This is a genomic window from Mesorhizobium loti CJ3sym, assembly GCF_000472785.1.
GTDB lineage: Bacteria > Pseudomonadota > Alphaproteobacteria > Rhizobiales > Rhizobiaceae > Mesorhizobium > Mesorhizobium loti_E.
This window is the reverse complement of record NZ_AXAL01000003.1, coordinates 191607-216378: the sequence shown is the minus strand read 5'-3', so window position 1 is coordinate 216378 and position 24772 is coordinate 191607. Positions and strand designations below refer to the sequence as shown.

General features: G+C 62.2%; 24 protein-coding genes. 5 read left to right on the top strand and 19 right to left on the bottom strand.

The window, feature by feature from the left end; genetic code table 11:
* Positions 1-130: 130 nt before the first annotated feature.
* The 14 genes from A3A9_RS0108020 to A3A9_RS0107955 form a co-directional block, all read right to left on the bottom strand.
* Entirely contained in the window at positions 131-754 is a 624-nt protein-coding gene (locus A3A9_RS0108020) for a sarcosine oxidase subunit gamma (protein WP_027058318.1), read from the bottom strand.
* Complete coding sequence (locus A3A9_RS0108015; RefSeq protein ID WP_027058317.1) at positions 747-3728, bottom strand: sarcosine oxidase subunit alpha; 2982 nt, start codon at positions 3726-3728, stop codon at positions 747-749. The genes A3A9_RS0108020 and A3A9_RS0108015 overlap by 8 nt, the downstream gene beginning before the upstream one ends.
* The gene (locus A3A9_RS0108010) at positions 3728-4003 is read right to left on the bottom strand and encodes a sarcosine oxidase subunit delta (protein ID WP_027058316.1); all 276 of its coding nucleotides are present in this window, start codon (positions 4001-4003) and stop codon (positions 3728-3730) included. Before A3A9_RS0108010 ends, A3A9_RS0108015 begins: the two co-directional genes overlap by 1 nt.
* Before the next feature lie 16 nt (positions 4004-4019).
* Positions 4020-5273, bottom strand: coding sequence for a sarcosine oxidase subunit beta family protein (locus A3A9_RS0108005; protein WP_027058315.1), 1254 nt, complete (start codon positions 5271-5273; stop codon positions 4020-4022).
* 35 nt (positions 5274-5308) lie between these two features.
* Positions 5309-6616: a type III glutamate--ammonia ligase gene (gene glnT, locus A3A9_RS0108000; protein WP_027058314.1), complete on the bottom strand. Its 1308-nt coding sequence runs from the start codon at positions 6614-6616 to the stop codon at positions 5309-5311.
* Positions 6617-6650: 34 nt separating this feature from the next.
* Complete coding sequence (locus tag A3A9_RS0107995; RefSeq protein ID WP_027058313.1) at positions 6651-7979, bottom strand: FMN-binding glutamate synthase family protein; 1329 nt, start codon at positions 7977-7979, stop codon at positions 6651-6653.
* Between the two features lie 6 nt (positions 7980-7985).
* Complete coding sequence (locus A3A9_RS0107990; protein WP_027058312.1) at positions 7986-8714, bottom strand: GXGXG domain-containing protein; 729 nt, start codon at positions 8712-8714, stop codon at positions 7986-7988.
* 4 nt (positions 8715-8718) lie between these two features.
* The gene (locus tag A3A9_RS0107985) at positions 8719-9615 is read right to left on the bottom strand and encodes a class II glutamine amidotransferase (protein WP_027058311.1); all 897 of its coding nucleotides are present in this window, start codon (positions 9613-9615) and stop codon (positions 8719-8721) included.
* Positions 9616-9700: 85 nt separating this feature from the next.
* The gene (locus A3A9_RS0107980) at positions 9701-10030 is read right to left on the bottom strand and encodes a hypothetical protein (protein ID WP_027058310.1); all 330 of its coding nucleotides are present in this window, start codon (positions 10028-10030) and stop codon (positions 9701-9703) included.
* Positions 10027-10716 carry a hypothetical protein gene (locus tag A3A9_RS0107975; protein ID WP_027058309.1) on the bottom strand — a complete coding sequence of 230 codons (690 nt, stop codon included), beginning with the start codon at positions 10714-10716 and terminating at the stop codon, positions 10027-10029. The genes A3A9_RS0107980 and A3A9_RS0107975 overlap by 4 nt, the downstream gene beginning before the upstream one ends.
* Before the next feature lie 45 nt (positions 10717-10761).
* Positions 10762-12156: an APC family permease gene (locus A3A9_RS0107970; protein WP_027058308.1), complete on the bottom strand. Its 1395-nt coding sequence runs from the start codon at positions 12154-12156 to the stop codon at positions 10762-10764.
* Positions 12157-12170: 14 nt separating this feature from the next.
* Positions 12171-12332, bottom strand: coding sequence for a hypothetical protein (locus tag A3A9_RS45125; RefSeq protein ID WP_027034108.1), 162 nt, complete (start codon positions 12330-12332; stop codon positions 12171-12173).
* 34 nt (positions 12333-12366) lie between these two features.
* Complete coding sequence (locus A3A9_RS0107960; RefSeq protein WP_027058307.1) at positions 12367-12744, bottom strand: hypothetical protein; 378 nt, start codon at positions 12742-12744, stop codon at positions 12367-12369.
* A 12-nt stretch (positions 12745-12756) separates the two neighbouring features.
* Positions 12757-13044 (bottom strand): hypothetical protein, encoded by a 288-nt coding sequence (locus tag A3A9_RS0107955; protein WP_027058306.1) that lies wholly within the window; start codon positions 13042-13044, stop codon positions 12757-12759.
* Positions 13045-13330: 286 nt separating this feature from the next.
* Here A3A9_RS0107955 and A3A9_RS0107950 point away from each other — a divergent pair, with 286 nt between their 5' ends.
* Genes A3A9_RS0107950 through A3A9_RS0107935 form a run of 4 tightly spaced genes read left to right on the top strand, consistent with a single transcriptional unit; the run spans position 13331 to position 17115 of the window.
* The gene (locus tag A3A9_RS0107950; protein WP_027058305.1) at positions 13331-14464 is read left to right on the top strand and encodes an aminomethyltransferase family protein; all 1134 of its coding nucleotides are present in this window, start codon (positions 13331-13333) and stop codon (positions 14462-14464) included.
* A 42-nt stretch (positions 14465-14506) separates the two neighbouring features.
* Positions 14507-15103 (top strand): dimethylamine monooxygenase subunit DmmA family protein, encoded by a 597-nt coding sequence (locus tag A3A9_RS0107945; RefSeq protein ID WP_027058304.1) that lies wholly within the window; start codon positions 14507-14509, stop codon positions 15101-15103.
* Positions 15100-16065, top strand: coding sequence for a PDR/VanB family oxidoreductase (locus A3A9_RS0107940; protein ID WP_027058303.1), 966 nt, complete (start codon positions 15100-15102; stop codon positions 16063-16065). The genes A3A9_RS0107945 and A3A9_RS0107940 overlap by 4 nt, the downstream gene beginning before the upstream one ends.
* A gap of 9 nt (positions 16066-16074) precedes the next feature.
* Positions 16075-17115: a heme-dependent oxidative N-demethylase family protein gene (locus A3A9_RS0107935; protein WP_027058302.1), complete on the top strand. Its 1041-nt coding sequence runs from the start codon at positions 16075-16077 to the stop codon at positions 17113-17115.
* A gap of 51 nt (positions 17116-17166) precedes the next feature.
* On the opposite strand, the gene A3A9_RS0107930 is transcribed toward A3A9_RS0107935, so the two are convergent.
* Positions 17167-17874, bottom strand: coding sequence for a helix-turn-helix domain-containing protein (locus tag A3A9_RS0107930; RefSeq protein WP_027058301.1), 708 nt, complete (start codon positions 17872-17874; stop codon positions 17167-17169).
* Between the two features lie 261 nt (positions 17875-18135).
* On the opposite strand from A3A9_RS0107930, the gene A3A9_RS0107925 reads away from it, so the two are divergent.
* The gene (locus A3A9_RS0107925; protein WP_027058300.1) at positions 18136-19494 is read left to right on the top strand and encodes an NAD(P)-binding domain-containing protein; all 1359 of its coding nucleotides are present in this window, start codon (positions 18136-18138) and stop codon (positions 19492-19494) included.
* A 108-nt stretch (positions 19495-19602) separates the two neighbouring features.
* Here the strand turns inward: A3A9_RS0107925 and A3A9_RS41730 are convergent, their stop codons facing one another.
* The 4 genes from A3A9_RS41730 to A3A9_RS0107905 all read right to left on the bottom strand — a co-directional run bounded on the left by A3A9_RS41730 (position 19603) and on the right by A3A9_RS0107905 (position 24518).
* Positions 19603-20403 carry a hypothetical protein gene (locus A3A9_RS41730; RefSeq protein WP_051370806.1) on the bottom strand — a complete coding sequence of 267 codons (801 nt, stop codon included), beginning with the start codon at positions 20401-20403 and terminating at the stop codon, positions 19603-19605.
* A gap of 13 nt (positions 20404-20416) precedes the next feature.
* Complete coding sequence (locus A3A9_RS0107915) at positions 20417-22396, bottom strand: ABC transporter permease (protein ID WP_027058299.1); 1980 nt, start codon at positions 22394-22396, stop codon at positions 20417-20419.
* Positions 22393-23466: a quaternary amine ABC transporter ATP-binding protein gene (locus A3A9_RS0107910; RefSeq protein ID WP_027058298.1), complete on the bottom strand. Its 1074-nt coding sequence runs from the start codon at positions 23464-23466 to the stop codon at positions 22393-22395. The genes A3A9_RS0107915 and A3A9_RS0107910 overlap by 4 nt, the downstream gene beginning before the upstream one ends.
* Before the next feature lie 77 nt (positions 23467-23543).
* Positions 23544-24518, bottom strand: a complete 975-nt coding sequence (locus A3A9_RS0107905) for an ABC transporter substrate-binding protein (protein ID WP_027058297.1) — start codon at positions 24516-24518, stop codon at positions 23544-23546.
* Positions 24519-24772 lie beyond the last annotated feature (254 nt).

The window sequence follows — 24772 nt, the reverse complement described above, 5'->3', positions numbered from 1 at the left end:
AGTTTGCCTGTGTGTGAAATTATTTTAGCAGCAAGAATAGCAGTGCGGTCGCGTTTGGCAAGGCGGACCACTGTTTCTTCCTTCTCCCCTTCAGGCCCCACAAGGGGAGAAGGGAAGGGCGCGCGCAACGCTACGCCAGTTCCTCGGAATGGCTGATGGCAACGCCGTACTCAGCAGCGGAATCGAGAATCGTATGCCACAGGCTCTCGGCAAAAGTGGCAAACACCAAAACGTTGAACACGGCCAATCCATCTCGATCATTCCCGCGCCAGAGCGTGACGCTGGTGTGATCCATTGAAGTCGCTGCCGCCGCGCCAAGCGCGAACGCATCGTGATGCAGATCGATCGACGACAGTTTCGCCAGCATCGTCCGCGCCCTGGCGCCGGAGATGCTGATCAGCACGCGTGCATGCGATTGGTCCGACAGCGATGCTGAAGATGCAAACGGCTGAGCGAGTGCTTCAGTCCCGTGCTTGCCGTCCTTCGACAGCACGAAGAACTGGTCTGGTCCTGACCAAATCAGCGTGGCGTCCGTGGTCTGCACCGCCTTCGGCGTTTCCGGCGTCGCGACACCGAAGCGTGCCTTCGCGGCTTGGGCCGTGTCCGCCGCCTTGCCGCGCCGCACTATCACCTGCACCAAGTCGAAATTGCGGATTTCGGTCAGCGACACGCCGGCATCGCCTTGCGCGCCATACTGCCCCGCGACAAGCGCCCGATCGAGCGGGCTGCGAACGTCCCAGGAAAACTCAGCCACGCTGGCGCCCTCCATCCGGATCGTAGAAGACGGGATTGCAGAGTTCGACATCATAATCCTCGCCACGCAGCGGATCATGCGCATGGACAATCTCGCCGATGCGTTCGCGGCCGCGCTGGACCAGCGCCAGCCCGATCCACTGGTCTAGAGTTGGCGAGAAGCAGACCGAGGTGATGTAGCCCTGGTCGTTGCCCGGTCCGGGTGTCTGCCCTTTCGGGATGATGTGCGCGCCGGAGCGCAGCCGGCGTGCCTTGTCGGTCGCCTTGATGCCGACGACGACCTGACGATCGGGCGCAACCAGCGCCTCACGCCCGGCCATGACGCGGCCAATAAAATCCTTCTTGGTCGACATCATCTTGCCCAGGCCAAGATCGGCGGCCGTCGTCGTGCCGCTCAATTCCGGTCCGGCGATGTGACCCTTCTCGATGCGCATGACGCCGAGCGCCTCGGTGCCATAGGGTGTGACGCCGAATTGTCTGCCGGCCAGCATCAAATTGCGCGCCATCGCCTCGCCGTAACGGGCCGGCACCGAAATCTCGAACGCCATTTCGCCGGAGAAAGAAATGCGGAACAGCCGCGCCCTGATGCCGCCGCGCAAAGCCACCTCGCGCGCGCCCATGAACGGGAAACCCTCGTTGGAAAGGTCTTCCGCAGGATCGACGATCTCCTTGAGCAGGTCGCGGGTCTTCGGTCCCGCGATCGAGAATTGCGCCCACTGGTCGGAGACCGACGTCAACTGGACGTCGAGCTCGGGAAACAGCACCTGCCGGCAGAATTCGAGATGCTGCATCACCAGTCCGGCCTTGGCGGTCGTCGCGGTCAGGAAATAATGGTCCTCGGCCAGCCGCGACGTTGTGCCGTCATCATAGACGATGCCGTCCTCGCGCAGCATCAGCCCGTAGCGCGCCTTGCCGACGGCGAGGCTGGAGAAAGTGTTGATGTAGACGCGGTCGAGGAAGGCACCGGCATCGGGACCATGCACGTCGATCTTGCCCAGCGTCGAGACATCGCAGAAGCCGACGCCGCTCCGCACCGCCTTGACCTCGCGGGTGACGGATTCGAGCCAGTCTTTCTCGCCCGCTCGCGGATACCATTGCGCGCGCTTCCACAGACCAGTGTCGACGAAGATCGCGCCCTGTTCGGCGGCCCAGTGATGCGACGGCGTCAGCCTTGTGGCGTGGAAAGTCTCGTCGCGATGATGGCCGGCGAAGGCGCCGATGGCGACGGGCACGTAGGGCGGCCGGTAGATCGTCGTGCCGGTCTCGGGAATGGTGCGGCCGCTGACAGCAGCCATGATCGCGAGGCCGGCGACGTTGGAGGTCTTGCCTTGGTCGGTCGCCATGCCGAGTGTCGTGTAGCGCTTCAGATGCTCGACCGACTCAAAGCCTTCGCGCTGCGCCAGTTCGATGTCGGAGGCGGTGACGTCGTGCTGCTGGTCGACAAAGGCCTTGCCCTTGCCGGCGACGTGCCAGAGCGGCGCCAGCGAGAAAATCTCGTCGTCGGCGACGGGCGTCGATCCGGCGTTGCCGGTGCGTCCTGTGTCACGCGCGGCCATCGTTCCCGCTTCAAAACCTTCACGCAGGCAGGCGCCTAGCCCGAAGGCCCCATTGGCCGCACCTGCGGCCACCATGCCTGGAGGTGCGCCATCGGGCACGAAGGCGGCGATGTCGTCGCGCCATTTCGGTCGGCCGCGATGGTAGGAGGTCAGGCCGACCGTCGGATTCCAGCCACCGGAAATAGCGAGCCCATCGGCCTCGACCTCGGCACGCGCGCCGCCGGTCAGCGACACCGAAATCTTGCGCACGCCGTCTTTGCCACCGTCGACACCGCTGACTGAACCATGCAGCACAGTAAAGCCATTCTTGGAGGCGAGCGAGCGATGGGCTGGCGATACATCAGGCCGTGCGTCGACCACCGCGGCGATCTGCAGTCCGGCGCCAAGTGCCGTCTCGACCGTGCGCCAGCCATCCTCATTGTTGGTGAACAATGCGACGCGCTTTGCCGGCGTCGCGGCATAGCGCGTGACATAGGTCCGCATGGCGGAAGCCATCATCACGCCGGGCGTGTCGTTGCCGGCAAAGACGATGGGTCGCTCGATGGCGCCGGCGGCGACTATGCTGCGTTTGGCCACGATGCGCCACAGCCGCTGCCGTACCTGATGTTCGGGCGGCACCGGCAGGTGGTCATTGACGCGCTCGATCGCGCCATAGGTGCCGCCGTCATAGACGCCGAACAGCGTCGTGCGGGTCATGATGCGGACATCGGGCATTGCCGCCAGTTCCGCCAGCGTTCGCGACAGCCAATCGGCGGCCGGCAGGCCGTCGATCATGCCGCCATCTGACAGCAGGCGACCGCCGGCGGTAAAATCCTCTTCGCACAGAATGACGCGCGCGCCGCTGCGGCCGGCGCCGAGTGCTGCTGCCAGGCCCGCAGGCCCGGAACCGGCGATCAGCACATCGCAATGTGCCCACGCCTTGTCGTAGTGATCCGGGTCGGCAGTGCCGGCGGCACGGCCGAGACCGGCGGCGCGGCGGATCGCCGGCTCGTAGATCGCCTCCCAGAACTTGGCCGGCCACATGAACGTCTTGTAGTAGAAGCCGGCGACGAAGATCGGCGCGAACAGCTGGTTCACCGACATCACATCGTGGCGCAGCGACGGCCAGCGATTCTGGCTGGCAGCCTCGAGGCCTTCATAGAGCTCGGCCGTGGTCGCCTTGGTGTTTGGCTCACGTCTTGCGCCGGTGCGCAACTCGACCAGTGCGTTGGGTTCTTCCGAGCTGGCGGTCAGGATGCCGCGCGGGCGATGATATTTGAACGAGCGCCCGACCAGCTTGACGCCGCTGGCGACCAATGCCGATGCCAGCGTATCGCCCTGGAAGCCGGAAAAGCTCTTGCCGTCGAAGCGGAAATTCAGCGATGCCGAGCGGTCGATGAGACCGCCGGATGTGAGCCGGTTTTTCTGATTGCCGGCCATTATGCACCGACCTTGGCGGCGCCAACGCCCGCTGCCGGCTCGACAGCCGAAATCTCGTGCGTCAGCGTATTTCGCGTAACCTTCAGCCAGGCCCGGCAGCCGCCGCCGTGATACCAGTTTTCACTCATCACGCCGGCGATATTGTCGCGCAGGTAGACGTAGTCGAAGACCTCGCCTTCCGAAGCGCCGGCAACCGGCCGCACCGGCTTGGCGTCACCGAGATAGGTGAACTCGCCGAGTTCGCGTTCGCCGCAGAAGGGACAGGTAATGCGCATCGGTTTCTGACTGTCCTCAGTGCAGGTTCGGTTGGGCGCCCTGGCCCTTTTCATCGATGACAGCACCGGACCGGAAGCGGTCGAGACGGAACCGCGCGGCTTCGGCATGCGACTCATCGCGCGCCAAAAGGTGGGCAAAGACAAAGCCCGATCCCGGCGTGGCCTTAAAGCCGCCATAGCACCAGCCGGCGTTGAGATAGAGCCCGTCGACCGGCGTCTTGTCGATGATCGGCGAGCCGTCCATCGACATATCCATGATGCCGCCCCATTGGCGCAAAAGCCGCACGCGGCCGATCATCGGCATCAGCGCCATACCGCCCTCGCAGACGTCTTCCATCACAGGCATGTTGCCGCGCTGGGCGTAGGAATTGTAGCCGTCAATGTCGCCACCGAAGACGAGCCCGCCCTTGTCCGACTGGCTGACATAGAAATGGCCGGCGCCGAAGGTGATGACATTGGGGATGAGCGGCTTGATCGCTTCCGACACAAAGGCCTGCAGCACATGGCTTTCGATCGGCAGCCGCAGGCCGGCCATCGAGGCGACGCGCGACGAGGAGCCAGCGACAGCCATGCCGACCTTACCGGCGCCAATCCTGCCGCGCGAGGTTTCGACACCGGTCACCTTGCCATTGGCGTCCCTGACAAAGCCGGTGACTTCGCAATTCTGGATGATGTCGACGCCGAGTTCGCTTGCCGCATGGGCATAGCCCCAGACCACGGCGTCGTGCCGCGCCGTGCCGCCGCGCCGCTGCAACAGGCCGCCTTGTACCGGGAAGCGGGCGTTGTCGAAGTTCAGGAACGGCATCATCTTCTTGACCGCGGCGAGGTCGAGCAGTTCGGAATCGATGCCGTTGATGCGCATGGTGTTGCCGCGCCGCGCATAGGCGTCGCGCTGCGCATCGGAATGGTAGAGGTTGATGACGCCGCGCTGGCTGACCATCGAATTGTAGTTGAGGTCCTGCTCCATCCGCTCCCACAGCTTCATCGACAATTCGTAGAAGCCGGTATTGCCGGGCAGGCCGTAATTGGAGCGGATGATGGTGGTGTTGCGGCCGGCATTGCCGGAGCCGATCCAGCCTTTTTCCAGCACCGCGACATTCTTGATGCCGTATTCGCTGGCGAGAAACCAGGCGGTGGCCAGGCCATGGCCGCCGCCGCCGATGATCACCACGTCGTAGCGATCCTTCGGCGTGGCGTCGCGCCAGGTGCGCTGCCAGTTCTTGTGGCCGGAAAGGGCCGCGCGTGCGAGCGAGAAGATCGAGTATTTCATACGTTCATTCCGAGGTCGCTCGCATGGTTGGACAGTTAGATGTCCAACGTGTGGTCGCGCTCCCATTGCGTGAAGTGCGAAGCATAGGAATTCCATTCCTGGTGCTTCAGCTTTAGATAAGCCGACGAGAATTCCTCACCCAGCGCCGCCTTGAGCGATTTGTCTTTGTCGAACTCGCGTAAAGCGTCGAGCAGGTTGAGCGGCAGTTTTGGCGCACCCTTCACCGTGTGGCCGTGCTGGTACATGTCGATGTCGTAGCGCTTGCCGGGATCGGCCTTGGAGCGGATGCCGTCGAGGCCGGCCGCGATGATCACCGCCTGCAGCAGATAGGGGTTGGCGGCACCGTCCGGCAGGCGCAGTTCGAAGCGGCCGGGGCCTGGCACGCGCACCATGTGGGTGCGGTTGTTGCCGGTCCAGGTCACCGTGTTGGGCGCCCAGGTCGCGCCAGAGATGGTGCGCGGTGCATTGATGCGCTTGTAGGAATTGACCGTCGGGTTGGTGATCGCCGCCAACGCCGAGGCGTGCTTCATGATGCCGCCGAGGAAATTCCTGCCCTTGGCCGACAGGCCAAGCTCCATCGCATTGTCGGCGAAGACATTGGTCTTCCCAGCCTTGTCCCACACCGAGATGTGCGCGTGGCAGCCATTGCCGGTCAGGCCCTGGAAGGGTTTTGGCATGAAGGTCGCGCGCAGGCCGTGCTTTTCGGCGATCGACTTGACCATGAACTTGAAGAAGGAGTGCTTGTCGGCGGTCGCCAGCGCATCGTCGAAGGCCCAGTTCATCTCGAACTGGCCGTTGGCGTCCTCATGGTCGTTCTGGTAGGCGCCCCAGCCGAGCGCCAGCATGTGGTCGCAGATCTCGGCGATGACATCGTAGCGGCGCATCACCGCTTGCTGGTCATAGCAGGGTTTTGATGCCGTATCGTATTCGTCGGAGATTGTCTTGCCATCCGGCGAGATCAGGAAGAACTCGGCTTCGACGCCGGTCTTGACGTGCATGCCGTCGCTGGCGGCTTCAGCGATCAGCCGCTTCAGCGTGTTGCGTGGTGCCTGGTCGACCTCCTTGTCGTCCATGATGCAGTTGGCGGCGACCCAGGCGACCTCAGGCTTCCACGGCAGCTGGATGACCGAGTCCGGATCCGGCACCGCCAGCATGTCGGGATGCGCCGGCGTCAGATCGAGCCAAGTGGCGAAGCCGGCAAAGCCGGCGCCGTCCTTCTGCATGTCGGCGATGGCCTGCGCCGGCACCAGCTTGGCACGCTGGCCACTGAACAGGTCAGTGTAGGAAATCATGAAATACTTGACGCCGTTCTTTTTGGCGAAAGTGGCGAGATCGTTCCCCATTATAGTTCCTCGCTTATGGTATTTTGGATGCTGTCTAGAAGCCGTTCTTCCCCGGTATCCAGTTGGTGCCGGCCAGCGGGACGCCGGCCATGGCGGCTGCCTCGATCGTTAGCGCAACGAGGTCCTCGGGTTCGAGATTGTGCAGGCTGTTCTTGCCGCAGGCACGCGCGATCGTCTGCGCCTCCAGCGTCATCACCTTGAGGTAGTTGGCCAGCCGGCGGCCGGCGGCCACGGGGTCGACCCGCTTCATCAGCTCAGGGTCCTGCGTGGTGATGCCGGCGGGGTCGCGGCCCTCGTGCCAGTCATCATAGGCGCCGGCTGTCGTGCCGAGCTCATTGTACTCCGCCTCCCAGCGGGGATCATTGTCGCCGAGCGCGACAAGGGCTGCGGTGCCGATCGATACCGCATCGACGCCAAGCGCCATCGCCTTGGCGACGTCGGCGCCGTTGCGGATGCCGCCGGAGATGATCAGTTGCACCTTGCGGTGCATGCCGAGATCCTGCAGCGCCTGCACCGCCGGCCTGATACAGGCGAGTGTCGGCTGGCCGACATTTTCGATGAACACTTCCTGTGTTGCCGCCGTGCCGCCCTGCATACCGTCGACGACAACGACATCGGCCCCAGCTTTCACGGCAAGGGCTGTATCGTAATAGGGGCGGGCGCCGCCGACCTTGACGTAGATTGGCTTTTCCCAGTCGGTAATCTCGCGCAGTTCGAGAATCTTGATCTCGAGATCATCAGGCCCGGTCCAGTCAGGATGGCGTGAGGCCGAGCGCTGGTCGATGCCTTTCGGCAGCGTGCGCATCTCGGCAACACGATCGGAAATCTTCTGGCCAAGCAGCATGCCGCCGCCGCCGGGCTTGGCGCCTTGGCCAACCACCACTTCGATGGCATCGGCGCGGCGCAAGTCGCGCAAATTCATGCCGTAGCGCGAGGGCAGGTATTGATAGACCAGCTGCTTGGAATGGCCGCGCTCTTCCTCGGTCATGCCGCCATCGCCCGTCGTGGTCGAGGTGCCCGACAGCGTCGCGCCGCGCCCGAGCGCTTCCTTGGCCGGGCCGGACAGCGAACCGAAGCTCATGCCGGCAATGGTGATCGGGATCTTCAGCTCGATCGGCTTCTTGGCGTGGCGCGAGCCGAGCACCACTGATGTATCGCAGCGCTCGCGATAACCTTCCAGCGGATAGCGCGAGATCGAGGCGCCAAGGAACAGCAGGTCGTCGAAATGCGGCAGCTTGCGCTTGGCGCCGGCGCCCCGGATATCATAGATGCCGGTCGCCGCGGCGCGGCGGATTTCGGAAAGCGTGTAGTCGTCGAAGGTCGCAGATTTGCGCGGCGTCGTCGGCGGGTTCCTGTAGGTCATGCTGCCTCAATACGCGTCGGCGTTGTCGATATTGAAATTGTAGAGCGTGCGCGCCGAGCCGTAGCGCTTGAATTCCGAGGGCTTGACGCCGGTGACGCCGGCACGGTCGAGCAGGCCTTGCAGCAACTCCAGATGCTCGGGCCGCATCTCCTTGGCGATGCAGTCGGCACCCAGGCTGTCGACCTTGCCGCGCACGAACAACCGCGCTTCGTAGATGGAATCGCCCAGCGCATCGCCGGCATCGCCCAGCACCACGAGGTTGCCCGACTGTGCCATGAAGGCTGACATGTGGCCGATATTGCCGTGCACGACGATGTCGATGCCTTTCATCGAAATGCCGCAGCGCGACGAGGCATTGCCCTCGATGACCAGCAGGCCGCCCTTGCCGGTGGCGCCGGCATACTGGCTGGCGTCGCCTTTGATCGTGATCGAGCCCGACATCATGTTCTCGCCGACGCCCGGTCCGGCCGAACCGTGCACGGTAATCGTGCTGCCGGAATTCATGCCGCCGCAGTAGTAGCCGACGCTGCCGCGTACATCGATGGAGACAGGCTGGTCGACACCGACGGCGACGGAATGGCTGCCCTTCGGATGGAGGACCTCCCATGCCGTTTCATTCGAGCCAGGAGCCAGATTGTGCAGCGCCTGGTTGAGCTCGCGCAGCGACGACACATCGAGATCGAAGACCCGGGAGGCGTGGTCTTGCGCCGCCTTCGAAAGTTTGGTTGCCGGCATGAACTCAATGCTCCCAGAAATAGACGGTTGCGGGCTCCGGTTCCCAGACCCTCGCATTGTCTATGCCGGGCAGTTTGGTCAGCGCGCGATATTCCGAGCCGAAGGCGACATACTGGTCGGTCTCGGCCATCACGGCGGGCTTGCAGGCGATCGGGTCGCGCACCACGCCAAAACCATTCTTGGTGCCGACGACGAAGGTGAAGAAGCCGTCGAGGTCCGACAGCGTGCCCTCCAGCGCTTCGCCGAGGTTCTTGCCATGCGCCATCTGCGAGGAGAGATAGGCGGCCGCGACCTCGGTGTCGTTCTCGGTCTCGAATTTCATGCCTTCGCGGATCAGTTCGCGACGAACATTGTTGTGGTTGGACAGCGAGCCATTGTGCACCAGGCACTGGTCGGCGCCGGTGGAGAAGGGATGCGCGCCCATCGTCGTGACAGCCGATTCCGTCGCCATGCGGGTGTGGCCGATGCCATGCGTACCGGTCATCTTGCGAACGTCGAAGCGATCGACGACAGCCTCGGGCAGGCCGACCTCCTTGTAGATCTCGACCACGTCGCCGGCACCCATGATGCGGATGTCGGGCCGCAGTGTCTGGATGGCTTCTCGCGCTTCGTCGATCTTGGCGGGCATGGTCCTGACGACTGCATGGGTCGATTTCACAGTGATCGTCACCGGCGTGCCGATGGCTTTGGCAAGCTCCGCCTCAAGGCCAGGGAAATCGCGCGCCGGCTTCGCCGACTGGATGGTGATCTTGGCTTCATTCTTGGAGGGCGCACCATAGATGGCGATGCCGGCACTGTCCGGGCCGCGATCGCTGAGCGAGACCAGCATCTCCGACAGCATCGCGCCGAGCTTCGGCTCCAGCGACTTGTCCTTCAAAAACAGTCCGACAATTCCACACATGTCAGCCTCCCAACGTTTGTAGCTAAGAGATGATGTACCGAATGCGTTGCCCGAATTCAATCACATGAAAAAAATTTTCCTGTAGTTACGTGTGCGGCGTGATGCCGCCATGCGAATTATTGCTGCCCTGCGCAGCATTGTGAACCCATCGTGCGTGGCGGATACGAGCGAGCTTGTAGGCGTCCAGAATGGATAGCGCATAGATCAGGAAGCCGCCGGCATGACGCCCAATGAAGCTGGCGTCGGGGGGCGCGATCCTGGCGGTGACCCAGGCCAGGATCACCATGAAGAAAAGAAACTGCAGCCCGCGCACCGGCACGCCCAGAATGACATGGCCGCTTGCTGGCAAAACGATTGCCGCACCGAGCACGAGATAAGGGCTCACCGGCGCCGGGGAGGTGCCTGAGCTGGTCATGCGGCTTGCCGTTCGCTTTGGTTGATGGCCTCGCGCAGCGCTGAAAGGGATACGAGCAGCCGCTGTATCAGCGCCGGATCGATCCGCGCGTCACCGAACGCGGCTTGCCGCAAAACACCGTAGCGCGCGCGCTCGGCCTCGGCCAGCAGCCAGACGATGCGCACGCCGTTCTGCGTGATCAGCAATTCCTTGGCGCGTCCTTCGGAAAAGAGTTGGAGATGGTCGGCAATGAGGCCCTGCGGGAAGCGCGCGCCCCTGAGGTCTGTCCGCAGCACCGCCTCGGCTGGGAATCCCGGCGCCTTTGGCAGCGTGTGCTGGAGATGGTCGAAATTGGAGAAGGTCGTGGGTGAGCCCGGCCGCATCATCATATCGAAGGTGGCTGGCACGGCGACCTTTTCGGTGATTGAAACGCTGAGCCAGCGGGCCGGCAGTTTTCTTGTTGCCAGCGTATCGACGATGGTCCGCAGCTGGACACGCTGGCCATTCCACGAGCCTTCCCAGGTGATGACGCCGGCTGTTCCGTCCGAGACATTAGTTGCGTCGGCAATGATGCTGCGAATGCCAGCCGTGTCGGCGGCGAGCGCCGCCAAAGCCCTGTTGCGGCTGCGGCGCGCCAGCCACGCAAGGTGAAGGACGAGAGCCAGGACAATCGCCCCGGCGAGCAGTGCTGATGTCACTTCGGACATTTTGTCATGCCTGGCCCATCCGGCATCCGGACGGGCCGTCTCCCATCAATAGCCCTGCGGTTTCGGCCACGGCATAGTGAACTGGTCGCCGCGCCGCACGAATTTGTAACGATAGAAGTGGAACCACACGGAGATCAGGAAATAGAAGGCGACCATGGCGCTCAGCTGCGAACCGAAGCCGAGGAAGATGGCGAAGAAGGTGACCACGCACAGGCAGAACAGCACGATCGCCGGCAGCGGATGGAACGGATGCGTGTAGCCGCGACGGATCGTGCCGAGCGGCCACTTCTTGCGGAACATCATGATGTTGATGCTCATGAAGGTGTATTGCAGCACGCCCGACAGGATCGAGAAGGTGATCGCCTGGTTGAGGTCGGCGATGAAGGCGAAGGCAAGCGCGATCGGCAGCAGGAACAGGATCGAGCGGTAGGGTGTGCGGTACTTCGGATGCACCGCCGAGAACCAGCTCGGCAGATAGCGGTCACGGCCAAGCGAGAACCAGGCGCGTGCCGCGTCATTGATGCAGCCATTGGCCGACGCGATGGCGGCAAGCAGCGTCGCGATGAACAGGAGGTTTTCGAGCAGCGGGCTGCCGGTGAGCTTGCCTGCGTCCCAAAGCGGGTAGGGCGTGACGCCGAGATATTCCCATGGCATCAGCGAGGCGCAGACATACCAGGTCATGGCGGCGGCGATGAGCAGCGTGATCATGCCGGCCATCGTGCCGTAGGGCAGCGAGCGCGCCGGCGAGCGCACTTCCTCGGCCGCCTGCGTGGTGCCTTCGATCCCGAGATAGTACCAGATGCCGAATTGGAAGGCGGCGATTACGCCGATCCAGCCATAGGGCAGGGCATTGCCCGGCGTCACCAGCTCATTCAGCTTCAGCACCGCTCCTTGCGTCCACGGACTGACCGAGAAGAACAGGATGACGATGGAGACATAGGCAATCGCGGTGATGACGAAGTTGACGTTGAGCGTCATCAGCACGCCGCGATAGTTGAGCCATGCCAGAACCACGATTGTCGCGGCGATGAAGGAATTGTGGGTGAGCCCATCGACGCCTGCCTTGGCGACGATCGTGTCGCCAAGCAGGATGGCGTCGGACACTTCGAGCATGGTGTAGGCGAAGACCAGGAACAGTGCGACGTTGAACGCCATCAGTGGTCCGACAATGTGCTTGGCCTGGGCGTATTGACCGCCGGCGGCGGCAACGGTCGACGTGACCTCGGAATCGATCATGGCGACTGATGTGTAGAGCAGGCCCACGACCCAGCACACGATCAGGGCTGCCAGTGTGCCACCTTTGTCGGCGGAAAAATTCCAGCCGGTGAATTCGCCGACCAGAACGATGCCGACGCCGAGCGCCCAGACATGGGCCGGGCCGAGCACCCTGAGTAGCGAAACCCTGTCGCCGTGTATTGCCGGTTCAAGCGCGGTCGTCATTTTTCAATCCCCACTCAGATCCGGTGTTCTTCGGAAGCGGCTTCAAGTTCGCCTTCGCGCGACGAGGTCAGGACCTCCTCGGAATAAGTCGTATCGACCTTGAACCAGTCGTAAAGCATCCACAGCGCGAGGATGATCGAGATGCCCCAGCAAGCGTAAGAGAGTGCCACCCACATGATCTTGTCCCCATCCTGCTCGTCGTCGAAACTATTACTTATCGTCGAACTTTTCGTTGATGACGTCGCGATACTCGCGGTCGGATGCGCGAAACAGGAAGACGAAATAGGCAATCAAGACGACCGCCATGATGATCAGCGTCGGCCAGTCGATGACATAGTGGAAACGGTTCTGGATGATGTCGTGTGCGGTTTCCGGCGTGTAGCCGAGCTTCTCCCAGATCCCGGCCATGGTCGGATTCTGGCCAAGCGCTTCCCAGGTCTTGGCGTCGAGTGCGTCGATCGATTTCGCGGCGCCGGCAAGGCCGAGCTTTAGCGGCAGCCACAGCGCCACGAAAATGGCGACCACGACGACGACGATATCGAAGACTTGCCCGGCTTTGCTCTGCTCCGGCGGAATGTAACGGGACATGTGGTGTACCCCTCAGGACTTGCGGTTGCGGAACGCGTCGGCGTTCTTGATGTCGAGCCCGTAGATGAAATCCTTGTCTTCCTTGTAGTGATTGACCATCGCCAGGATGGCGGCCGTGTTGAAGATCAGCACGGCAGCGGCGGCGATCGCGACCACGAACTTGATCCCGCTGTCCGGGATGTACGGCCACGTCATGAAGAGAACGAAGAGGATCGTTGCCCAAAGGCAGACGATCAGGATCACGGATCCGCGCACGTCGGAGCGGTACAGCGCTTCGATGCGCTGCTGCAGGTCTGACATCGGTTTTTCCCCTTTTTTCCGACGCCCGGTTCCGAACTCACCGTGCGCCGTTCTCTTTCAACAGAGTGAAATTTTTTTCATAAACTCGGGCCGATTTCCACAATTGTCAAGGCGAATTTACGCCGAGTTAACCGTTTGCCAGGCGTCGCCAATTTTGCCTGACAATGAAATTATTTGCTTTCAGGGGATTGCGGCTCTCCCGCGTTTGCGATCAATATTCAACGCAAAGCTCCAGCCTCTGCGCCAAGGAGCAGGGAACAGCAGATTTTGAACGGAGGACGAGCGGATGACGGCATCCTGGAGATTTTCGACCCTGGCGGATCGCCACCGCGCGCTGGGTTCGAAGCTCGAAGACTGGAGCGGCATGGGGACCGCCTGGACCTACGACAAGGACGCTGACGAGGAATACACAGCCATCCGCACCAAGGCCGGGCTGATGGATGTGTCGGGCCTGAAGAAGGTCCACATCACCGGCCCGCACGCCTCGCATCTCATCGATCTCGCCACCACGCGCGACGTCGAAAAGATCTACCCCGGCAAATCAGCCTATGCCTGCATGCTGAACGAAGCCGGCAAATTCACCGACGACTGCATCCTCTACCGTACCGGGCCCAACGCTTGGATGGTGGTGCATGGTTCGGGCACCGGCCATGAGGAATTGCAGCGCGCTTCCGTCGGCCGCGACGTCTCGCTGCGCTTCGACGACAATCTGCACGATCTGTCGCTGCAGGGGCCGACCGCGGTCGACTATCTCGCCAAGCATGTGCCTGGCATTCGCGACCTCAATTATTTCCATCACATGCAGACGCAACTGTTCGGCTTGCCCGTGATGATCTCGCGCACCGGCTACACCGGCGAGCGCGGTTACGAGATCTTCTGCCGTGGCCAGGATGCCGGCACGATCTGGGACAGGATCATTGACGAAGGCCAGAGTGCCGGCATCATTCCGTGCCGCTTCACCACGCTCGACATGCTGCGCGTCGAGAGCTACCTGTTGTTCTACCCCTACGACAATTCCCAAAAATATCCGTTCGAGAATGAAGGCCCTGGCGATACGCTGTGGGAACTCGGCCTCGATTTCACCGTCAGCCCCGGGAAGACCGGCTTCCGTGGCGCCGAAGAGCACTATCGGCTGAAGGGCAAGGAGCGCTTCAAGATTTTTGGTGTGCTGCTCGACGGCAAGGAACCGGCCGATGAAGGCGCGCCGGTCTATCGCGACGGCAAAAAGGTCGGCGTGGTGACCTGCGCCATGTATTCGCCGCTGGTCAAGAAATCGATGGGCATTGCCCGCCTCGACGTCGACTGCGCGGTCAAGGACACCAAGCTCGAAATCCGCAACAAGAGCGGATCGATCATGACGACGGCGCAGCCCTTGCCGTTCGACGATCCCAAGAAGACCAAGCGCACCGCCAAGGGTTGAGGCATCATCAGCAGCAAGGGGTTTGAAGGCACGAAGTAGAGAATGGCAGCCAAGACCATCATCAGCCGGCCCATTTACGGAACCCTGTCTCCGCAGCCCGGCAAGCATCATCTTTTCCTGGCGGATGCCGACGGCGCGCTGGCGATTGTTGATATGGCAAAGACGGCGCCGGCCGGCTTCTTCGACGGGGCCGAGATCGTCTTCATTCCCGGCCCTGACGGCAAGCATGTCGGCGCCCTTGAAGCGCTGAAGCCGGCGCAGTTTCACCAGGCGCCATCCTTTGCCAGCTTGCTGCCGCGGCTGAAGCAGACACTGACCAACGCTCATATGGGCCTTCGCCTCTACCTCGCCGGCACCGAAGGTCTGATCGGTCAGGCCATGCAAGTCGCACTCGAAGCCGGCATCGATCACACCTCGATGCAGACAGAGCATCGCGGCTCGCTGGCGCGGCGCATGCAGTGCGTGCACTGCAAGGGCATCACCGAAAACGTCACGACGCAGCCCGCCACCTGTTCGCATTGCGGCCTGCTGCTTCTGGTGCGCGATCACTATTCACGTAGGCTCGCCGCTTTTCAGGGCGTCTGCATCAATGCCGAGGATCGCAGTGAGATTCCTCCAATCGAGGAGGCTTTCCCATGAGCACCGGCACCACCAAACTCGATGTCGTCGTCAGCGATGTCGTCCCAGTCAACGAACTGGTCACCCGCTTCCATTTCCGCCGTCGCGACGGCGAGCTTCTGCCGACTTTTTCCGGTGGCGCCCATGTCGTGGTCGAGATGCGCGACGGCGAGCGCACAAGGCTCAATCCCTATTCGCTGATGGGCTCGCCGCTCGACACGCGCGAATACACCATCTCGGTGCGCCGCGACGATGTCGGACGCGGTGGCTCGCTGTTCATGCATCGCTCGGTCAAGCCTGGCCTGGAAATGGTGATCAGCTACCCCGTCAACCTGTTCTCGCTCGATTTGCGCGCCAAGAAACACCTGATGCTGGCCGGTGGCATCGGCATCACGCCCTTCATGGCGCAGACCGCGCAACTGGCGGGGGAGGGCGGCAATTTCGAACTGCACTACACCTGCCGCACCGCTTCGCTGGGCACCTATGCCGACGTGCTGCGGGAGCGCTATGACAGGCGGATCCGGCTCTACCATGACGACCGCGAAGAGCGCATCGATCTCGACCGGCTGCTGTCCACCCAGCCGCTCGGCACCCATCTTTATGTCTGCGGCCCGGCCGGCATGATCAACTGGGTGCGCGACCGCGCGGCGAGCCTCGGCTGGCCATCGGAGGCCGTGCATTTCGAGCATTTCGCCGCACCCCAGCCCGGCCTGCCTTTCGATGTGACGCTTGCCGTCAGCGGCAAGACGATCCGGGTCGGCGAACAGCAGAGCCTGCTCGAAGCCATCGAGGCGGCCGGCGTCGATCCCCCTTATCTCTGCCGTGGCGGCGTCTGCGGCCAATGCGAGACCAACGTCATCTCTCATGACGGCAAGTTCATCCACAACGACCACTGGCTGAGCGAGGAAGAGCACCGTTCCGGCAAGAAGATCATGCCGTGCGTGTCGCGCTTCGAGGGCAAGTCGTTGGTCCTGGAAAGATAGGAGGCGAGCTTGGGCATCACCTTTCGCAAGGAAACGTTCCGCGACGATTTCACCTTCAAGAACAGCCCGGAGCACATCAGTCGCTTCCCGTTCCCGTTCCACGAAGACGCCTACATGTATGCGGTCAACATCGAGCCGCATGTCGTCGGGCCGAAGGGCAGCGTTCTCGAAAATCTGATCGACGTCGACGAGCATTACGTCGCCGAGATGCAGGACCGCGCTTTGGTGTTGGCCGAGGATCCGCTGCGCTGCCAGTCCTTGCCGCACATGACGCTGGCCGGCTGGGACCTGCTTGAGCTTTTGATGGAGCAGCAGGCGCTGGGCTATCCCGAACACTTCACGCTGACCCGCGACGGCGACCGCTGGCGCTGGATCAATCGGCCGCTCGGCATCGATGACACCTTCACCTTCGGCGACACCTCGACCCTGCCTTACGGGCCGATGGAATACATCACTCGCCAGAGCCAAGGCGATTTCTGCATCCTCGACCAGCGCGACGGCAATCTGTGGATGGATGCCGGCATGGTCACGACCCAGGCCGACTGGTCGCTCGATTTCGACATCGGCATGAACTTCTTCGAATGGCACGCGCCGGTGCCGCTGGCGCATGAGAAGGGGATTTTTACCAGGGCGCTGAAATTCCTCACCAACATCCAGCAGGGAAAACCGGCGCGGCGCCTGAACTGGACGATGACCATCAATCCGCGCCTCGACACCAGCCCCGAAAATTACCACAAATGGGGCCCGGACCGGACGACCGTGACGCCCGAAAATGTCGGCGACAAGGTGCATCTGCGCGTCGAACTGCAAAGCTTCTGGCGGCTGCCGCGCTCGAACGGCATCGTCTTCCCGATCCGCTGCTACCTGATCAAGATGGACGAACTGGTGACGCAGCCGAAATGGGCAAGGCGCCTGCACCGGGTCATCCGGGATTTGCCGGAAGAGCTTGCCACCTACAAGGGGCTAACGCGCTTTCGTCCGACATTGGTGGAATGGCTGTCGAAGCTGGATGATGGAAGCGTGACGTCACCGGGGTTTGGGCCGGACTGAGGCTGCCCGCGAAGCTGGCGATCTCCCCCACAAGGGGGGAGATTGGCCAATTTACCCCGCGCTATTCTGCGGATAGCAAATAATCGACAAATACCGCATCGGCAGTTTCGTCAGTTGTTCCGGGCCATGCGGCGCGTCGGCGTCGAAGAAAAGGCTGTCGCCCGGCTTCATCGGATAGAGGTTGCTGCCGTGCCGGTAAACCACCTCGCCCTCCAGCATGTAGAGGAACTCCATGCCCTCATGCTGGAAGGTCGGAAACACATCCGAATCCTCGGTCAGCGTGATCAGATAGGGTTCGACGACGACGCCGCTGGTGTTCGAGCCGATATGGCCGAGCAGATTGTACTGATGGCCGGCGCGCGTGCCGCGGCGCTCGACATCCAGTCCCTGGCCGGCCTTGACGAAAACGGCACTCCGCTCCTCCTCGAAGCGACGGAAGAAGGCGGTGACGGGAACGCCGAGCGCCCGCGACAGCGCCTGCAAGGTGGTCAGCGACGGCGAGGTGATGCCGTTCTCGATCTTCGACAGCATGCCCAGCGAAATGTCGGTGGCGACAGCGAGATCAGCGACGGTGATGCCGAGCTTCTTGCGGAACGCCCGCACCTCGCGGCCGATCGCAACCTCCAGCACCTTTTCACGGGTGTCGCGGAGGGCGTGCGGGTTCTGCGTCAGCGGCGCGCGGATGGTCTTGCCGTCAGCCGAAACCTTTGGCTTGGCGCCGGCAAGCCCAGCCTTGGGATTGGAACTGTCTTTCGCCATCTCGCCCCCGGACTTCGCGGATTTATTTCACTCAAGGTGAACATGTCACGTGGCGATACAGCAGCGCGGCGGTGTCGGCAAGCCGTCTTAAGTTCCACCTGCCGATCCCATGAATTCTGCCACCGAAGGTTTTTCACTGGGAATCCGTTGCGCGTAAATGCAGTTCCCGCAGATGTCTGTTGACAGCACCGAAGCGCCAATTAGTGTCACTGTCAGTGAAATTTGTTTCGCTGGGGAAATCAAAAAGAGGAGGCCCTGGAAATGAAAACGCGCGTTGCCGTCATCGGCGCCGGACCGTCCGGCCTGGCACAGCTAAGGGCCTTCAAGTCGGCTGCCGACAAGGGTGCCGAGATTCCAGAAATCGTCTGCTTCGAAAAGCAGTCCGACTGGGGCGGCCTGTGGAACTACACTTGGCGCACCGGCCTCGACGAGCATGGCGATCCGGTGCACGGCTCCATGTACCGTTATCTCTGGTCGAACGGGCCGAAGGAATGCCTGGAATTCGCCGACTATACATTCGAGGAGCATTTCGGCCGGCCGATCGGCTCCTATCCGCCGCGCGCCGTGCTGTGGGATTATATCAAGGGCCGCGTCGAAAAATCGGGCCTGCGCAAATGGGTGCGCTTCAACAGCCCGGTGCGCATGGTCACCTTCTCGGACGAGACCAAGAAATTCACCGTCACCGCGCATGACCGCACCAACGACGTCACCTATTCGGAAGAGTTCGACAATGTCGTCGTCGCCTCCGGGCATTTCTCGGTGCCCAACGTTCCCTATTTCGAAGGCTTCTCCACCTTCAACGGCCGCATCCTGCACAGCCATGATTTCCGCGACGCGATGGAGTTCAAGGGCAAGGATATCCTGATCATCGGCCGCTCCTATTCGGCCGAGGACATTGGCTCGCAGTGCTACAAATACGGCGCCAAATCGATCACCTCCAGCTATCGCTCGAAACCGATGGGCTTCAAATGGCCTGAGAATTGGAAAGAGGTACCGCTGCTGCAGAAGGTCGTCGGCAAGACCGCGCATTTCAAGGACGGCACATCAAAGGATGTCGACGCCATTATCCTGTGCACCGGATATCTCCATTCCTTCCCGTTCCTCACCGAAGAGCTCAAGCTTAAGACCGCCAACCGCATGTGGCCGGACGGGCTCTATGAAGGCGTCGTCTGGGAGAAAAACCCCAAATTGTCTTTCATCGGCATGCAGGACCAGTTCTACACCTTCAACATGTTCGACGCGCAGGCCTGGTTCGCCCGCGACGTCATCTTGGGCCGCATCAAGCTGCCGTCGGCCGAAGCGATGACGCAGCATGGCGCCAAATGGCGGGCACGCGAGGAAACGCTCGAGGATGCCGAGCAGATGATCTGGTTCCAGGGCGACTATACCAAGGAACTGATGGACCAGACCGACTATCCCGGCTTCGACGTCGAGGCGGTCAACCAGACCTTCATGGAATGGGAACACCACAAGGGGGAAGACATCATGAGCTTCCGCGACCACGCCTATCGCTCGTTGATGACCGGCACCATGGCACCTCTGCACCACACGCCGTGGCTGCAGGCGCTGGATGATTCCATGGAGAGCTATCTCGAAGTGAAGGGCGTCGCAGCGGAGTAGGCCATTATCCCGAACCGGAGGTCAGCGAAGCAAAAGTGGGAACCGGTTTTCTCGGACAAACGGTTTCGTTTTTGCCGAGATCATGGCCCAGCTAGAGACTGCTGCGCATCAATCCAGCGGATAGTCCGGAGCCGCATCCGTCTCGGTCACCTCTGAGGAGAGAACATCGCAGTCGTTGGCCCAGTCCGGGCCATCACCGCGCATGGCCATCATGTCGGCCATCAGCAGGAACTGCATGGTTCGGAGCGCCCAGTTGGCCGGCTCTTGCGGCCAGGCGAAGACGCCGGCGGCGTCGCCGCCAAACTTCACATCGTGGCAGACGAAACCGACCTCGACCTTCCAGGATCGCAGCGTCACGCCTGGCGGCGGGTAGGGCGGGTCGGGAAGTTCGAAGTAATTGGCGACCATGAGCTTCGTCGGCTCCGCCGGCTCGATGTTCTTGGCTTTGAAGGCGGCAATGGCGTCGTCGCGAAAACGGTCGAGCAAGCCATCGCGCGATAATTTGTGGGTCGAGCGAAAAAAGCCGCCAGCCCAGACCGACTCATCCTTGTCGTTGGAGATGAGCAGCGAGGCGCGGAAGCGGCGCAACCTTGGTGCCAGAACCTGCCAGTTGCATTCGGCTGAAGTCGCCGGCGTCGCGATAAAGTCGTCGAGAAGATCGCTGCCGCGCACATTGGCGTTCAGCACCGAACAGTCTTCGCCATGGATGTGCCAGAGCTGGCGCAACTCGGCAGCAGCAATGCCGGGCTTGCGCAGTTCCTCCACCGAGGCGCGGACCCGTGCAATGGCGTAGGAGGTTGCCGCATCCAGCGTCTCAAATCCGCGAACCATATGCTCGCCTTCCGGTTCACCGGTCCTGGCCATATCGAAGACGAGAACGGTGAAAGGCGGTTCGCCGGGATCAGACATTCGGCACCAACAACTACCCGAGCCTCGCCCGGGCCTTTGCTGTCCAGGCATTGAACAGCCGGTCGGCTACGATGCCGATGAAGGCGATGGCCAGGCCGGCGACGATGCCACGACCGGAATCGGCCTTGGACAGTGCAATGAACACTTCCTGGCCGAGATCGCGCGTACCGACCATGGCGCAGATGATGATCATCGCCAGCGCCATCAGGATGGTCTGGTTGACGCCCAGCATGATCTCCGGCAGCGCCAAAGGCAGCTGCACGCGGAAAAATGTCTGGCGTGGCGTGCAGCCGGAAACCTTGGCCGCTTCGATCAGCGCCGGCGGCACCTGCCTGATACCGTGATTGGTGTAGCGGATTGCCGGTACCACGGCGAAAGCGACAGTGGCGATCATGGCGGTGACGTCGCCAACTCGAAACAGCATCACCACGGGAATGATGAAGCAGAACGATGGCAGCACCTGCAGCGTATCGATGATGGGGGTGACGATCTTCTCGAAGCGGTCGCTGCGCGCCGCCATCAGCCCGATCGGGATGCCGATCAGACAGGCAATGAAGGCCGAGATACCGCAGAGATAGACCGTCGCCATGGTTTTTTCCCACAGGCCGGTGATGGCGCAGAACGCGGTCAGCGCCGCCACCAAAGCTGCCAGTCGCAGGCCGGAAAGCTGATAGCCGGCAAGGCCGAGCAGGAACACCGCGCCCAGCCATGGAAAGCCTTCGCAGAAGGCGCGCACCGGGTTGAGCACGTTGAGGATAAGCGCCACGCGGAACGCCTCGATAATGTCGAAGAAGTTGATCGTCACCCAGTTCACCGCCGCCTTCCACAGCGGCGCGGTGGTGAAGGTGATCGCCTTAGGTACCGCGGCGAAGGCCGGCAAGAACAGGCCAAGCAGCGTGGTGACGGCAAGGATGGCGATGGCCAGCGTTAGGTTGGGGTAACGCCGCCACAAGCTCCGGCTCGCCGCCTGATGGATGTGGCCCTTTGCCTGTTTGTGCGCGATGGCCTGGCTCAGCCGGTCGAGCGCGATGGCGAGCGCCACGATGGCAAGCCCTGCTTCCATAGCCTCGCCGACCTTCAGCGCGCGCAATGCCAGAAGCACATCGTAGCCGAGGCCGCCGGCGCCGATCATCGAGGCGATGATGACCATGTTGAGCGCCAGCATGATGACCTGGTTGACGCCGACCATCAGCGTCGGCCGTGCCGATGGCAACAACACCCGCCACAGTTTCTGCCGCGCCGTGCAGCCGGCCATCTCGCTGAAATCATCGACCTCGGAGGGCACTCGCGACAGGCCGAGCATCGTTGCCCGCACCATCGGCGGCGTGGCGAAGATGGCGGTCGCGATCATCGCCGACACCGGACTGTTGCCGAACAGGAGCAGCATCGGGATGAGATAGGCAAAGGTCGGGATCGTCTGCATGAGGTCGAGGGCAGGGGAGACAACAAGCCTTTCGGCCCATGGCTTGCGCCATGCCCAGATGCCGGCGAACAGCCCGGTGACGATGCAGAACGGCACGGCGATGGAGATCAGCGCCAGCGTCAGCATGGCGCTGGTCCATTGGCCGAACAGCGCGATGTAGAGGAAGCAGCCGCCGACCAGCAGGCTGAGTTTGCGGCCGCCGACGGCATGGCCGGCGAGGAAGGCGGCAGCGCACACCCCGACCCAGGACAGGCGCGGCAGGACGACAGTGTCCGCGCCATGGCCGATCTTGAAGTTCTTGGCGAGCAGATTAAGCGCGAAATCGAGCGGCACGCCGAGCACCGCGGTGATCGAGCGCGTCAGCCATGACAGGTTCGACTTGATCCAGCCCATCAGCGCGCTGACCCAGTCGGCGACCGGCACCACCGCCTCAGCTGGATAGTTGACCGCCCAGGGCAAGCTGCTCTGCAGCAGGAACAGCACCAGCACGGCGGCAAGCGCTACCGCCCAGACAAGTAGCCAGCGCTGCAGCGGCGGCCTCGGCTCGCTGGCACTTGCCGTCACCGTCATGCGCGGGCTCCGGAACGGTCGACGCCGGCCAGCAGATCGATCACCGCTTGTGGCGTCACCTCGCCGATCGGCTTGCCGGTGCCATTGACCACGGCGAACGGCTTGCCAGCGGAAACGATGCTGGCCGAGAAACTGGCGATCTTGGCATCCGGCGCCACGGCGCCGCCATGCTCTGACCCATCGCAGGCGCGCATCAGGCTGCGCGCGGAAATCACCTTGGCGCGGTCGACGTCGCGGGTGAACTCGGCGACATAGTCGGTTGCCGGATTGACCACCAGCTCCTCCGGTGTGCCGGTCTGGATGACCTCGCCATCCTTCATGATGGCGATGCGGTCGGCGAGCCTTATCGCCTCGTCGAAATCATGGGTGATGAAGACGATGGTCTTGTGCAGCATGGTCTGCAGCCGCATCAATTCGTCCTGCATTTCGCGGCGGATCAGCGGATCGAGTGCGGAGAACGGCTCGTCGAGAAACCAGATCTCCGGCTTGGTCGCTAGGCTGCGGGCAATGCCGACGCGCTGCTGCTGGCCGCCGGACAGCTCGCGCGGATAGAAATGCTCGCGGCCGCGTAGGCCGACCAGTTCGATGACTTCGCGGGCGCGCGCCTCGCGCGTTGACCGGTCCTGCCCCTGAATGCTGAGCGGAAAGGCGATGTTGTCGAGTACGTTGAGATGCGGCAGCAGCGCGAAATTCTGGAACACCATGCCCATGCGGTGGCGCCTGAGTTCGATCAGTGCCGCGTCGGATATTTTCAGCAGGTCCTTGCCTTCGAACTCGACCTTGCCATGCGTCGGCTCGACCAGCCTGGACATGCAGCGCACCAGCGTCGACTTCCCTGAGCCGGACAGCCCCATGATGATGAAGATCTCGCCCTGGCGGATTTCGAGATCGACGGCACGCACGGCGCCGACCAGTCCCGCGGCAGCGACATCCGCCATGCAGGCCTTGCCGTCGCGCTCGCGGATGAAGTTGGCAGCGTTGGCTCCGAACAGCTTCCACACATTGCGGCAGGCAAGTTTTACCGGGCGATCATCCGTGCCCGGTTGCGTCGACCCTTGTTTAGTCGTCATCCAATCGTCCTTCTGGAATATCAAGATTTGAGGCCCGGCCGATCAACGGCCGGGTCTCATTTTTCCAGTCGGAACGATCACTGCGCCCAGGCTTTCCAGTCGGCCTCATGCGCGGCGATCCAGGCGGCGGCTACGTCTTCCGGCTTTTTGCCGTCGAGGTCGATCTCGCCGCTCATCTTGTTGAGCTCGTCGGTGTCGATCGTGTAGGCCTTGGCCACCTTGTATGCGATCGGCCATTTGTCCTTCATGCCGTTCCAGGAATATTTCCAGATCTCGCCATGCGGCTTGCCGCAATCATATTTGGCGTCGGGATTCACGCCCCATTTCGGGTCGTTGTAGCATTCGGGCGTGTATTCGGGGAACTGCACCCACTCGCCCTTGTATTTCGCCGGTGCCCAGTGCGGCGAATAGATCCACAGCATGATCGGCGCCTTGCGCTGATAGGCGGAATCAAGCTCCGCGAACATTGCCGCGTCGGTGCCGGCATGGATGACGGTGAACGGCAGTTTCAGCGCCGCGATACGCTCGTCGTCAAAACCTTCCCAGGTCACCGGGCCGCCGAGATAGCGCCCCTTCGGCGCGGTCTCCGCCGTCGAGAACGACGCCGCGCATGTCGGGTCGAGCAGCGCATGCCAGTCCGGCAAGGTCGGGCATTTCGCTTTCATGTATTCGGGAAACCACCATTCTTCCTTGGCTTTGGGGCCGAGCTTGCCGAGGCGTTCGGTCTGTCCGGTGGCGTCGGACGCCTTCATCGCCTCGCCGGCGGTCGTGTCCCAGAATTCCAGGCCGACATCGAGATCGCCATTGGTGAGGCCGGTGGTCAGGCTGGAGAGGTAATCGGCGGTTGGATATTCGACGGTATAGCCGAGCTTTTCGAGGATGCCGCCGAGGATCTTGGCGTTGAGATTGACGCTGGTCCAGTCGAACAGCGCGATCTTGATCGGGTCGTTGGATTCCGGCGCCGCGGCCCGTGCCGAAGGTGTCAGCAGACTAAGTGTCGCGAGCGCGACGGCACTCATCAATAACTTCGAGATATAGCTGCGAAATAACATGCTTGTTCTCCTTCAAGCTGTGGCGGTTATTGTTGGTTCCCTTCTTGCGTCTTTTCATGATTTTGGTGGAAAGGTTGGTCGTTGCGCAAGGCCGTTGCCGCCGCGTCGCCGTTAAAGCCGGCGCAGACAGGATTGTGCTGAATTTCTGATATGATGGATGCCGTCGGGAGGGCCAGCGTCATGGCTGCCGATGGATCGCTGCGGGAGCGATCATCCGCGGATTAATTGCCAGTCTTGCGGCGCCCTGCAAGGTG